This window comes from Lutibacter oceani (genome assembly GCF_003384935.1).
Taxonomy (GTDB): domain Bacteria; phylum Bacteroidota; class Bacteroidia; order Flavobacteriales; family Flavobacteriaceae; genus Lutibacter; species Lutibacter oceani.
Genome location: NZ_QTTQ01000009.1, coordinates 1,079,579 through 1,092,564 on the forward strand (window position 1 = coordinate 1,079,579; position 12,986 = coordinate 1,092,564).

Annotated in this window: 10 protein-coding genes and 1 tRNA gene; 9 read left to right on the forward strand and 2 right to left on the reverse strand. The window is 30.9% G+C overall.

The genetic code is table 11. The annotated features are described in order from the left end of the window. Positions 1-7 precede the first annotated feature (7 nt). The 3 genes from BX611_RS04770 to BX611_RS04780 all read left to right on the forward strand — a co-directional run bounded on the left by BX611_RS04770 (position 8) and on the right by BX611_RS04780 (position 3,370). Positions 8-1,342 (forward strand): YfcC family protein, encoded by a 1,335-nt coding sequence (locus tag BX611_RS04770; RefSeq protein ID WP_115878602.1) that lies wholly within the window; start codon positions 8-10, stop codon positions 1,340-1,342. Positions 1,343-1,382: 40 nt separating this feature from the next. Then, positions 1,383-1,841: a GreA/GreB family elongation factor gene (locus BX611_RS04775; RefSeq protein ID WP_115878604.1), complete on the forward strand. Its 459-nt coding sequence runs from the start codon at positions 1,383-1,385 to the stop codon at positions 1,839-1,841. Positions 1,842-1,915: 74 nt separating this feature from the next. Further along, positions 1,916-3,370: an ATP-binding protein gene (locus tag BX611_RS04780; protein ID WP_115878606.1), complete on the forward strand. Its 1,455-nt coding sequence runs from the start codon at positions 1,916-1,918 to the stop codon at positions 3,368-3,370. Between the two features lie 96 nt (positions 3,371-3,466). Here BX611_RS04780 and BX611_RS04785 read toward each other — a convergent pair whose 3' ends face one another. Then, a complete protein-coding gene (locus BX611_RS04785; protein WP_115878608.1) occupies positions 3,467-5,608 on the reverse strand; it encodes a prolyl oligopeptidase family serine peptidase in 2,142 nt (713 codons plus the stop codon). Between the two features lie 85 nt (positions 5,609-5,693). Further along, positions 5,694-7,379, reverse strand: a complete 1,686-nt coding sequence (locus BX611_RS04790) for a glutamine--tRNA ligase/YqeY domain fusion protein (RefSeq protein WP_115878610.1) — start codon at positions 7,377-7,379, stop codon at positions 5,694-5,696. Positions 7,380-7,478: 99 nt separating this feature from the next. Here BX611_RS04790 and BX611_RS04795 point away from each other — a divergent pair, with 99 nt between their 5' ends. From BX611_RS04795 to BX611_RS04820, 6 genes are all read left to right on the forward strand, one after another. Continuing rightward, entirely contained in the window at positions 7,479-7,694 is a 216-nt protein-coding gene (locus BX611_RS04795; RefSeq protein WP_115878612.1) for a zinc ribbon domain-containing protein, read from the forward strand. A 1-nt stretch (position 7,695) separates the two neighbouring features. Continuing rightward, positions 7,696-8,058, forward strand: coding sequence for a dihydroneopterin aldolase (folB, locus tag BX611_RS04800; protein ID WP_115878614.1), 363 nt, complete (start codon positions 7,696-7,698; stop codon positions 8,056-8,058). A gap of 155 nt (positions 8,059-8,213) precedes the next feature. Further along, positions 8,214-8,284 (forward strand) — tRNA-Cys (locus tag BX611_RS04805). A 159-nt stretch (positions 8,285-8,443) separates the two neighbouring features. Beyond that, complete coding sequence (locus tag BX611_RS04810) at positions 8,444-9,304, forward strand: MBL fold metallo-hydrolase (protein ID WP_115878616.1); 861 nt, start codon at positions 8,444-8,446, stop codon at positions 9,302-9,304. Positions 9,305-9,318: 14 nt separating this feature from the next. Beyond that, on the forward strand, positions 9,319-10,959 hold the full coding sequence (locus BX611_RS04815; RefSeq protein WP_115878618.1) for a S8 family peptidase: 1,641 nt from the start codon (positions 9,319-9,321) through the stop codon (positions 10,957-10,959). A gap of 99 nt (positions 10,960-11,058) precedes the next feature. Further along, complete coding sequence (locus BX611_RS04820) at positions 11,059-12,894, forward strand: M1 family metallopeptidase (protein ID WP_115878620.1); 1,836 nt, start codon at positions 11,059-11,061, stop codon at positions 12,892-12,894. The last annotated feature ends 92 nt before the right edge of the window (positions 12,895-12,986 follow it).

Genomic DNA, 12,986 nt, shown 5'->3' on the forward strand with positions numbered 1-12,986 from the left:
TTAAAAAATGAAAAAATTTCCAAATGCCTTGGTTATTATGATTGGGTTTATCATTCTTTCAACCATTTTAACATATATAATTCCTCAAGGTCAATACGAAAGAGTTACCAACCCAGATACAAATCAAATTTCTGTTGTTGAAGGTTCATATAAACCTGTTGACGCAGAACCCGTTTCCATTTTAAAAATGTTTTTATCTATTCCTGAAGGAGTTGTTAGTAGAGCTAGTTTAATAACACTAATTCTTTTAATAGGTGGTTGTTTTTATGTAATTGAAAAAACAGGAGCTTTAAAAGAAGGAATTACTTTTTTAACAATAAAACTTCAAGGAAAAGAAGAAATAATATTGATTATTGTTGCAACTATTTTTTTGGTTGGAGGAGCTATTATGGGGTTACAAGAGGAAATAATTGCCATGATTCCTGTGTTGTTATATTTAACCTCTCGTTTAGGATACAATGCCTTTGTTGCAATTGCCATAAGTTTTGGTTCAGCTATTTTGGGTGCGGCGTTTAGCCCAATGAATCCATTTGCGGTTGTTATTGCTCAAAAAGAAACAGGTTTAGAATTTTTATCGGGAAGCGGATTCAGGTTAATAGTTTTGGCTATTGCTTTTATTGTTTGGATGTTTATGGTTATAAAATATGCCAATAAAAATAAAATTGAAAAAGTAGTTGAAACCGATGAAATTGTTGAAAAAATTAGCATTAGAAGTGCAATAATTTTGTCACTGGTTGGTATGGCCTTTGTTATTTTGGTTATTGGAATGCTGAATTATAATTGGGATTTTAATGAAATGTCTGCAGAATTTTTTGCGCTAGGAATAATTGTTGGGTTAATTGGAAATTTAGGAGTAAACGGAACTATAGAAACCTATATTGAAGGATTTAAAGAATTGGTTTTTGCGGCTATGATTGTCGGATTTGCGAGTAGTATTTCAATAATTTTAAAAGAAGGAATGGTTATAGATTCTATAATTTATGGTTTATTTACTCCAATGCAATATTTGCCAAAAAGTATGGCGGCTATTTCAATGATGATTTCTCAAGCGGCATTACATTTCCCTGTTACAAGCTATTCAGGTCAAGCTATTTTAACAATGCCAATTTTAGCTCCATTATCCGATTTAATTGGAATTTCTCGCCAGGTTTGTGTTTTAGCGTATCAATATGGCGCAGTTATGACAGATTTAATTTATCCAACACAAGGTGCACTAATGGCAATTATTGCTATAGCAGGAATCTCATTTGATAAATGGTTTAAATTTATTTTAAAATTTGTTTTAACAATATTATTAGTTGGTGCAATTGCTATAGTTGTGGCAGTTTATATTGGCTTTTAAATTTTTGATTGAAACTTTATTGCGCTATTTTTACTGCAAAATGATACATACTTTTTTTGAAATAAAACAACAACTATTAACTGCCTGTTTTCATTTTGTTGAAAACAAACATAAAACCATTTCCAATAGCATTTCTTCTAACAAAAATGATTTATTTTCTGAAACCAAAAGTTCAGCAGGTGATAAACATGAAACAGGTAGAGCAATGATTCAATTAGAAATGGAAAAAGCAGGTCAGCAATTGGCTGAAGTTAACTTAATGCAAGAAGTTTTAAACAAAATTATTGTGGGCAAAACTTCGGAAATTGTGTGCTTAGGAAGCTTGGTAAAAACCAACAAAGCAACTTATTTTTTAGCAATAAGCGTTGGTAAAGTAGTGGTTAAGCAACAAGATTATTATGTAGTTTCAGCACAATCTCCCATAGGAAAACAGTTATTAGGAAAAACTGTTGGTGATTTAATACCTTTTAATCAAGCTATTATAGTAGAAATTTTATAATTATTCAAATAAGATCAATTAATTAATCTTATTTGTTTATATTTGTAAATAGAATTAATAAAGTAACCTTATTTATGGGTAGTTTAAAATATTTTTCAAAAGAACAGGTAATTAATAAAATTAAATTTGAAAATCCTTGGTGGAAAACATCTAAAATAGATGAATATTATTCTTCAATGAAGAAACGACTTTATTTTGACCTTTTTTCGCCTTTAGTTTATGAAAAGAAGGTGAAAAGAGCTGTTGTATTAATGGGACCTAGGAGAGTTGGTAAAACTGTTATGCTTTTTCATTTGGTTCAAGATTTAATAAATAATAAAGTTCCTCCAAAAAATATAGTTTATTTATCTATTGAGAATCCAATATATACTGGACTTTCATTGGAAGAAATGTTAATTCATTTTTTAGAGATTAATAATAAAGATGCTTCCGAAGATTATTATATAATTTTTGATGAGATTCAATATCTAAAAAATTGGGAAATACATTTAAAAACTTTAGTTGATAGTTATCATAAAATAAAATTTATAGTATCTGGTTCAGCAGCAGCAGCTTTAAAATTAAAAAGTAATGAATCTGGTGCGGGAAGATTTACAGATTTTATGTTACCCCCATTAACTTTTCATGAATATATAGATTTAAAAAATTTATCTCATTTAATAAAATTAACAAGTAAAGAATGGAAAGGTGTAAAGGGAAATTATTTTCAAACAGATGATATTGAAGAGTTTAATCAACATTTTTTAAATTACATTAATTTTGGTGGATATCCAGAACTTTCTTTATCAAAAGAAATGCAATCGGATCCAGGAAGGTATATTAGAAGTGATATTATTGATAAAGTTCTTTTAAGAGATTTACCGAGTCTTTATGGTATTCAAGATGTGCAAGAGCTAAATGCTTTATTTACAACTATTGCTTATAATTCGGGAAATGAATTTACTTATGAACAACTTTCCATAAATTCTGGTGTAGCAAAAAATACAATTAAAAAATATATAGAATATTTAGAAGCCGCTTTTTTGATTCGTGTTATTAATAAAATTGATCAAAATGCAAAAAAATTTAAAAGAGCCACTTCTTTTAAAATTTATTTGACAAATCCATCTTTGAGAGGTGCTTTATTTGCACCTATTGAAAAAGATGATGAATTTATAGGTAATATGGTTGAAACAGCTATTTTTTCTCAATGGGGTCATAATACCGAATTTACACCTTACTATGCAAGATGGAAAAACGGAGAAGTAGATATTGTTAGGCTTTCAAACGAAAAGCAAAAACCAATTTGGGCTGTAGAAATTAAATGGAGTAATCGCTATGTTAAAAGTTTGAATAAGTTATCAAATCTTAAATCATTTTGCAAAAAGAATAATTTGGATAGAACTTTAGTAACCACACTTAACATTGAAGAAATTAAGGAAGATGATGGTTTAATGTATGATTTTACTCCAAGTAGTCTTTATTGTTATACTGTTGGAAGAAATGCAGTGGAGAGAAAATTTAATATATCCATGGCTATTACTCATTAAAAAAAGCTGTCTAAAAAGTGAATTTTTCATCAACCTGAAACAAGTTCAGAATGACGGATTCAATACTTTATAAACAGCCTTTATAAATTTAAGAAACTACCCTTTTACGTTTGTTTTACTAGGTAATTCTTTAAAACCCATATTATACAAAGTAAAACCAAAAATATCGGCATATTGTTCAATGGTTTTTGAAACAGGTGTTCCTGCTCCATGACCTGCATTAGTTTCAATGCGTATTAAAGTTGGGTTTGTTCCTGCTTGTTTAGCTTGTAATTCAGCAGCAAATTTAAATGAATGTGCCGGTACAACTCTATCATCGTGGTCACCTGTGGTAACCAAAGTAGCTGGATATTCAACACCTTCTTTTATATTGTGTACAGGTGAATAAGCTTTTAAATAATCAAACATTTCTTTAGAATCTTCAGAAGTTCCGTAGTCGTATGCCCAACCTGCGCCAGCAGTAAATGTATGGTAGCGTAGCATATCCATAACACCAACTGCAGGTAAAGCAACTTTCATTAAATCTGGTCTTTGCGTCATAGTTGCGCCTACCAATAAACCACCATTTGAGCCACCTCTAATGGCTAAATAATCAGTTGCAGTATAATTATTTTCAATTAAATATTCAGCAGCAGCAATAAAGTCATCAAAAACATTTTGCTTTTGCAATTTAGTTCCAGCTTTGTGCCATTCTTTACCATATTCACCACCTCCACGTAAATTTGGAACAGCGTAAATTCCGCCTTGTTCCATCCAAACAGCATTTGTTATACTAAAACTTGGAGTTAGGCTAATATTAAATCCACCGTAACCATATAAAATAGTTGGATTTTTACCGTTTAATTCCGTTCCTTTTTTATAAGATATTATCATTGGAATTTTAGTACCATCTTTTGAAGTATAAAACACTTGGTGTGATTCGTAATTATCTGAATTAAAATCTATTGCAGGTTTTTTATACAATTCAGAAACTCCTGTTTTAGGAACAAATGAATAAATTGAACCTGGAGTTATGTAATTAGAAAATGAATAATAAATAGTTTCAGCATCCATTTTACCACCAAATCCACTAGCTGTTCCAACGCCTGGTAATTCAATTTCACGTACTAAATTTCCATTATAATCGTACTGTTTTACTTGTGAAACGGCATCAACCATATATTTTGTAAAAATAAATCCACTAGCTTTTGAGGCTGTTAAAACATTTTTTGTTTCAGGAATTAAATCTACCCAATTTTCAGAAGAAGGGCTGTTTACATTTACTTTAACTATGCGTTTATTTGGAGCGTTTAAATTGGTAACTAATAAAAAGTTTCCATCTTTATGATCTAAAACTGAAGTATCGTACTCAAAACCTAAAATAATAGGTTTTATTGGGTTATTTAGATTTGATAAATCTTTAAAATACAATTCATTTCCTGATGTGGATTCGGAAGCGCTAATAATTAAATAGTTTCCATCTTCGGTAACTGAACCTCCAATGTAGCGTCTTTTATCATTTTCACCAAAAATAATATTGTCCTCTTTTTGTGCTGTTCCTAATTTATGATAAAACAACCGGTGTTGATCCGTTTTAGCTGAAAGCTCACTTCCTTCAGGTTTTTCGTAACTTGAATAAAAGATGCCATCATTGTTTTTCCAAGACATTCCGCTAAACTTAACATCAATAATAGTGTCTCCCTTAATTTCTTTAGAAACGGCATCCATTATTATAATTTTACGCCAGTCACTTCCTCCTTCAGAAATGGCATAAGAAACCATACTTCCGTCTTTGGAGAAAGATAAGCCGCCTAAAGATGTGGTTCCATCTTCAGAAAAGGTATTTGGATCTAAAAACACTTCTGGTTCTTCTTCGCCTTTAAAGCGGTATAGTACATATTGGTTTTGTAAGCCATTATTTTTATAGAAATAAGTATAATCTCCTTCTTTAAAAGGGGAACCTATTTTTTCATAATTCCATAATTTTTCTAAACGTTGTTTTAGTTCTTCCCTGTATGGAATTTTAGATAAATAATCGAAAGTAATTTCGTTTTCAGCACGCACCCAAGCTTCAGTTTCTGAAGACATGTCGTCTTCTAACCAACGGTAAGGGTCTTGTAAGTTTGTTCCAAAATAATTGGTAACGGTATCAACTTTTTTTGTTGTAGGATATTTCAATGCAACATTGTTTTGAGTTTCAGTTTTTTTACATGAAATTATAAAAAGACCGATAAGTGTTATTAATAAAATTTTTTTCATTGTTGTAGGATTTAGTAAATAACAAATTTAACTAAAAAAGACTTATTTGTATGAATAAGTCTTTTTTAGTTTGTGTGTACTTTTTTTATTTTTCCATTTTAGCCCAGCTATCTCTTAAAGATACTGTTCTATTGAAAACTAATTTTTCAGAAGTTGAATCCTTATCAACACAAAAATATCCTAGGCGTTGAAACTGAAATCTATCTAAAATTTTAGCATTTTTTAAACTAGGTTCTAAAAATGCCTCAATGGTATTTAAAGATTCTGGATTAATAAATTCTTTAAAATCTTTGTCTTTCTGTGCGTCAGGAGCTTCATTTGTAAATAAACGATCATAAACTCTAACTTCCGCTTTTTCTGCATGCGGAACGGAAACCCAGTGTAAGGTTCCTTTTACTTTACGTTTACTTGCTTCTGAACCGCTTCCACTTAAAGAATCTTCATCATAGATACAATGTATTTCAGTTACCTCTCCATTTTCATTTTTTACACAACTTTCAGCTTTAATAATGTAGGCATTTTTTAAACGAACTTCTTTCCCTAATTTTAATCGGAAAAACTTTTTATTTGCTTCCTCTCTAAAGTCTTCTTTTTCGATGTATATTTCTCTACTAAAAGGTACATTTCTACTACCAAACCCCTCTTCGTAATCATTATAACTGGCATCTAAAAACTCCTCTTTTCCTTCTGGATAATTTGTAATAACAACTTTTACAGGATCTAAAACAGCCATTACTCTTGGTGCAGTTTTGTTTAAATGATCTTTTATACAGAATTCTAATAAAGCAACATCAGTAACATTATCTCTTTTTGCAATTCCAGCAACATCACTAAAATTTCTAATGGATTCTGGAGAATATCCCCTTCTTCTTAAGCCAGAAATTGTTGGCATACGCGGGTCATCCCAACCATTAACAACTCCTTCTTCAACCAATTGTAGTAATTTACGTTTACTCATTACGGTATAACTTAAATTTCTACGAGCAAATTCTCGTTGTTTTGGACGTAATTCTAATAGAGATGCATCGTATACTTGATCAACATACCAATCGTACAGATCTCTATGAGATTTAAATTCTAAGGTGCAAATTGAGTGTGATATTTGTTCAATATAATCCGATTCTCCATGCGTCCAGTCGTACATCGGGTAAATACACCAATCATTTCCAGTTCTATGGTGATGTTTCTTTAAAATACGGTACATAATTGGATCACGCATATGCATATTGGTATGTTTCATATCAATTTTTGCACGTAATACATGAGAACCTTCTTCAAAATCTCCATTTTTCATTTTCATGAATAATTCCAGATTTTCTTCAATACTTCTATCTCTGTTCGGGCTATTAGTTCCAGGTTCAGTAGGTGTTCCTTTTTGAATTGCCATTTGTTCAGAGGACTGATTGTCAACATATGCTTTTCCTTCTTTAATTAGCATAATTGTCCAATCAAATAATTGTTGAAAATAGTCTGAAGAATACAATTCTTTATCCCATTTAAACCCTAACCATTCAACATCATGCTTTATAGAATCAACGTATTCTTGTTCTTCTTTAGCAGGATTTGTATCATCAAAACGTAAATTAACGGGTGCATTGTATTTAAGGCCCAATCCAAAATTTAAACAAATTGAAGCAGCATGGCCAATATGTAAATATCCATTTGGTTCTGGCGGAAATCTAAATCGCAATTTCTCTTTCGGCAATCCATTTGCCAAATCCTCTTCAATTATTTGTTCAATAAAATTCAGTGATTTTTTTTCTTCATTCATAATAACAGAAACTATTAAGCTGCAAAAATATCGATTTTTTTTGGCAATTCAACTACAAAACAAACAGACGAATTACTATATTTGATAAAAATAGAATTTATGAGTAATAAACCTTTAAATTATAAGTGCCCTAAGTGCGATAATAAAACCTATGAAGTTGGACAAATGAGAGCTACAGGAGGTACTTTATCTAAAATATTTGACATTCAGACTGAAAAATTTTCTTCAGTTACTTGTGAAAGATGCAAATATACCGAGTTTTATAAGGCACCAACAAGTTCTTTAAGCAACATATTCGATTTTTTTACTAGTTAAAATGGGAGTTATAAAAGTTAAAAATATACGAGTTTATGCCTATCATGGTTGTTTAGTTGAAGAAGGAAAAATAGGCTCCGATTATAGGGTAGATGTTGCGGTAAAAGCAGATTTATCAAAATCGGCTATTTCTGATAATCTTGCTGATACGGTTGATTATGTGCATTTAAATAAGATTGTAAAAGAAGAAATGGCAATACGTTCTAAATTATTAGAGGAAGTTGCAAAACGCATTTTAGATAGAATTTTAGCAGAAATATTAATAGTAAAAAAGGCTGAAGTTGCAGTTTCAAAATTAAATCCGCCAATTGGAGGAAATGTTGCGATGGTTACTATTGAAATGAGTAAAAGTAGAGATAAGTAGTTTTTTGCTTTTGGACTTTCTATTTTCTACTTTGAAGTTTTACAATTTTCTCACTAAAAAAAGCAATTAAACAAATTAACAATTAAGCAGTTGCACAATAATTACAAAAAATCTTGCCAACTTATTAAAAATAGTTAAATTTGCAGTCCAATTAAGGCGTCGTGGCCGAGTGGCTAGGCTGGGCTCTGCAAAAGCTCCTACAGCGGTTCGAATCCGCTCGACGCCTCTGCTAAAACCTAAGCAATTTGCTTAGGTTTTTTTGATTTATTTAACATATTGTTAAGTATAAATAATTGTATCTTTGTAAAACCCATATAATGTAACTGAAAACGATGTAGTACTTATGTTTTAGTTACTATTATAGTATTGAAAATTTTATAAAAGAATGACAATTTACCCTATTGAAACAGGAAATTTCAAATTAGATGGAGGTGCCATGTTTGGAGTAGTTCCTAAAACTATTTGGCAGCGTACAAATCCAGCAGATACAAATAATTTAATTGATATGAGTATGCGATGCATGCTTATTGAAGATGGTAACCGACTTATATTAGTTGATAACGGTACTGGAAACAAACAATCGGATAAGTTTTTCGGGTACTATTACTTTTTTGGAGACTTTTCATTAGATACTTCACTTGCAAAATATGGTTTCCATAGAGATGATATTACCGATGTTTTTTTAACTCATCTTCACTTTGATCATTGTGGTGGAAGTATTCAATGGAATAAAGACAAAACTGGTTATGAACCCGCTTTTAAAAATGCTAAATTTTGGAGTAATAAAAATCATTGGCAATGGGCTGTTGAACCAAATGTTCGTGAAAAAGCATCGTTTTTAAAAGAGAATATTAATCCAATTGAAGCTAGTGGGCAATTAAATTTTGTGGATTTACCAACAAATGATTTTGCAACAAATACCAAGCTTGGATTTGATATTTTATTTGCAGATGGACATACGGAAAAACAAATGATTCCTCATATAAAATACAAAGAAAAAACACTTGTTTTTATGGCAGATTTATTACCAACCGTTGGACACATTCCTTTGCCTTACGTAATGGGATATGATACACGTCCGTTATTAACTATGGACGAAAAAGCCAAATTCTTAAATATGGCAGCAGATAATAATTATTTCTTGTTTTTAGAACACGATGCAACTAATGAATTATGTACTGTAAAACATACCGAAAAAGGAGTACGATTAAACCAAACATATAAATTTAACGAAGTATTTAATTAAACAATAAATAGAAAATGAGAATTTTAAAATCAATCTTAGTAGTAGCGTTAGTAGTTGCTACATTAACAAGTTGTAGTTCTGTAAAAAACATGGCAGTACCAACTATGGATACAGCAGTGTCAATGGCTGCAAAAAAAGGAACTGTAAGTGATGAACAATTTAACCATTGGGCACATGCAGATTTAGCAACAGACACTATACCTGGTATGAGTGTAGATAAAGCGTATAAATTTTTAGAAGGTAAAAAAGGAGAAACAGTAATTGTAGCTGTTATTGATTCAGGAATTGATATTGAGCACGAAGACTTAAAAGATGTTCTTTGGACAAACCCTAAAGAAATTGCTGATAATAATATTGATGATGACAAAAATGGTTATGTTGATGATATTTATGGTTGGAATTTTTTAGGTGGAAACGGTGATGCTGCTCCAGAACAATTAGAAATTACGCGTATTGTTGCAGATTTAAACAGTCGTTTTGAAGGAAAAACAGCTGCAGATATTAGCGCAGAAGAAAAAGCAGATTTTGATAAATACCAAGAATATTTAGAAGCCTATAAAAAATCTTCAAGCAGACATTTTCAACAAATGGATCGTTTAGAGCAAATAGGAACAAATTTTTCAGCAGTTAAAACATTCCTTGGAAAAGAAGCCGTTTCTATTGAAGATTTACAAGCAGTAAAAACTGAAGATGAAGAATTACAAGCTCAAATAGGTGATATTTTAGGTTTAATGGGTAGAGGTTTAGATGAAAAAGCATACTTGGAATATTATGATACTCAAAAGAAAAATAAAAACTACGATTTCGATTTTGATGGTAGAGCAATTGTAGGAGATAACCCTGAAGATATAACAGATGTTAAATATGGTAACCCTTTTGTAATAGGTTCAAAAGATGATGAATCGCATGGTACGCACGTTTCAGGAATTATTTTAGCCAAACGTAATAATGGAATAGGTTTAAACGGAGTTGCAAATAATGCAAAATTAATGTCAGTAAGAGCTGTTCCTGATGGAGATGAGCGTGATAAAGATGTGGCTTTGGCTATTAGATATGCCGCTGATAACGGAGCAAAAGTTATAAACATGAGTTTTGGAAAGAGCTATTCTCCAAATCGTGAATGGGTAATTGATGCAATTAAATATGCTGAATCAAAAGATGTTTTATTAGTTCATGCTGCCGGTAACTCAAGTGAGAATATTGATGTAAGTGATAACTGGCCAAATGATTCTTTTGATAAAATTAATGAAGTTTCGGATAATGTTTTAACTGTTGGTGCAATGAGTGTAAATTACAATGAAAATTTACCGGCAACGTTTACAAATTATGGTCAAAAAAACGTTGATGTATTTGCTCCAGGTGTTCAAATTTACTCTACAGTTCCAAAAAATGAATATGCAAAATATAGCGGAACATCAATGGCTTCTCCTGAAGTAGCAGGTGTTGCGGCATTAGTAAGATCTTATTATCCACAATTATCTGCAAGTCAGGTAAAACATATTATTATGAATTCAGGAACTGAATTAGATATGGAAGTTTTAGTGCCAGGTAAAAAAGATGAAAAAATCAAATTTTCTAAATTATCTATTACAGGTAAAGTTGCAAATGCATACAATGCATTAGTTTTAGCTGATAAAATGGTAAATAAAAGATAAGAAATTATAATATTCTGTTAAAAAACACACTCAATACGAGTGTGTTTTTTTGTTTTATGTACTTATGATTATATTGCCAATTAGAAATTAAATTTACAAATGAAAAGAATTTTAACCCTACTTTTTTTAATAACAACAACGTTACTTTTTTCACAGAACAATACTAATTATTGGCAACAACATGTAGATTATACTATGGATGTTGATATTGATGTTGAAAATTTTCAATATAAAGGAACTCAAAAATTAGTCTATACAAACAATTCACCTGATATTTTAAATCAAGTTTTTTATCATTTGTATTACAATGCATTTCAACCGGGAAGTGAAATGGATGCTAGGTTACAAGCTATTGTTGACCCGGATGGCAGAATGGTAACTAATATTGGAACTAGAGAAAACCCAATTTATGAAAGTAGAATTGCAAAATTACAACCAAATGAAATAGGATATTTAAAAGTAACCTCATTAAAACAAAATGGAAAAAAAGTAAATTATTCTATTGAAGGTACAGTTTTAGAAGTTTCTTTAAATACACCAATTCAACCAGGAGAAAAAGTAACATTTGATATGACTTTTAATGGGCAATTACCTGTTCATATTAGAAGGGCAGGTAGAAATAACGAAGATGGTGTTGCCTTATCTATGGCGCAATGGTATCCTAAAATGGCCGAATACGATTTTGAAGGTTGGCAAGCACATCCATATATTGCTCGTGAGTTTCAAGGAGTTTGGGGAAATTTTGATGTAACGCTTCATATTGATAAAAATTATACTGTTGGCGGTACAGGATATCTTCAGAATCCACAAGAAATAGGTCATGGATATGAGGATAAATCTAAACCATTAAATATTTCAAAAAGTGGAAAATTGGCTTGGCATTTTGTAGCACCAAATGTACATGATTTTACCTGGGCTGCTGATCCAAATTTTGCCCATGATATTCGTATTGCTGAAAATGGAACCGCACTTCATTTTTTTTATAAAAATACAAATGAATACAAAAAAGCCTGGAAAAATGTACAACCATTTACAGAAAAAGCATTAATCTATTTTAATGAAAATATAGGGGAATATCCATACAAACAATATTCAGTAATACAAGGAGGTGATGGAGGAATGGAATACGCTATGTGTACATTAATTACAGGTGGTAAAAGTTTAAATGAAATAGTTGGCACTGTATTTCACGAATTTGCACATTCTTGGTTTCAGCATATATTGGCAACAAATGAAAGTAAACATTCCTGGATGGATGAAGGTTTTACTTCATATATTTCAGCTTTGGCTTCGAATAAAATTTTAAGAAACGGAGACGGTAAACCGTCATCAAGAGGTTACAGAGGCTATTTTTACTTAGTAAATAATGGTTTAGATGAACCGTTAACTACGCACGCCGATAGATTTAATACTAACAAGGCATTTGGCACAGGAAGCTATACAAAAGGAAGTATGTTTCTTACGCAGTTAAATTATATTATGGGCGAGGAAAATGTAAAAAAAACTATAAAAAAGTATTTTGAAGATTTCAAATTTAAACATCCCACCCCAAATGATATAAAGCGAACTGCAGAGAAAGTCTCTGGAATTCAGTTAGATTGGTATTTAAATGAATGGATTGAAACGACACATACCATAGATTATGCTATAGCCAAAGTTGAACAGAAAAGTATTACGTTAGCACGTGTTGGACAAATGCCAATGCCAATTGATTTAACGGTAACTTATAGTGATGGTACAACAGAAGATTTTAATATCCCTTTACGAATGATGCGTGGTGAAAAACCAACTACAGCAACTATATTAAAGGATTGGACGTGGGCACATCCAACTTATACATTCTCAGTTAATAAAGAGATTAAATCTGTACAAATTGATCCATCGGGTTTAATGGCTGATATTGATAAAGAAAATAATAATTTTTCTATAAAATAAATTATTAATTTAAAAGACATGTATAGCCTTTTGAATTTATTTTTAAGAGGCTTTTTTAGTGAAATCTATTAGTAATTACGACAAAAGAGATA

Bases quoted from the DNA above. Each gene is read 5' to 3' on its own strand.
- BX611_RS04820 (WP_115878620.1), top strand. From the start codon at position 11,059: ATGAAAAGAATTTTAACCCTACTTTTTTTAATAACAACAACGTTACTT.
- BX611_RS04815 (WP_115878618.1), top strand. From the start codon at position 9,319: ATGAGAATTTTAAAATCAATCTTAGTAGTAGCGTTAGTAGTTGCTACA.
- BX611_RS04810 (WP_115878616.1), top strand. From the start codon at position 8,444: ATGACAATTTACCCTATTGAAACAGGAAATTTCAAATTAGATGGAGGT.
- BX611_RS04795 (WP_115878612.1), top strand. From the start codon at position 7,479: ATGAGTAATAAACCTTTAAATTATAAGTGCCCTAAGTGCGATAATAAA.
- BX611_RS04790 (WP_115878610.1), bottom strand. From the start codon at position 7,379: ATGAATGAAGAAAAAAAATCACTGAATTTTATTGAACAAATAATTGAA.
- BX611_RS04775 (WP_115878604.1), top strand. From the start codon at position 1,383: ATGATACATACTTTTTTTGAAATAAAACAACAACTATTAACTGCCTGT.
- folB (WP_115878614.1), top strand. From the start codon at position 7,696: ATGGGAGTTATAAAAGTTAAAAATATACGAGTTTATGCCTATCATGGT.
- BX611_RS04780 (WP_115878606.1), top strand. From the start codon at position 1,916: ATGGGTAGTTTAAAATATTTTTCAAAAGAACAGGTAATTAATAAAATT.
- BX611_RS04770 (WP_115878602.1), top strand. From the start codon at position 8: ATGAAAAAATTTCCAAATGCCTTGGTTATTATGATTGGGTTTATCATT.
- BX611_RS04785 (WP_115878608.1), bottom strand. From the start codon at position 5,608: ATGAAAAAAATTTTATTAATAACACTTATCGGTCTTTTTATAATTTCA.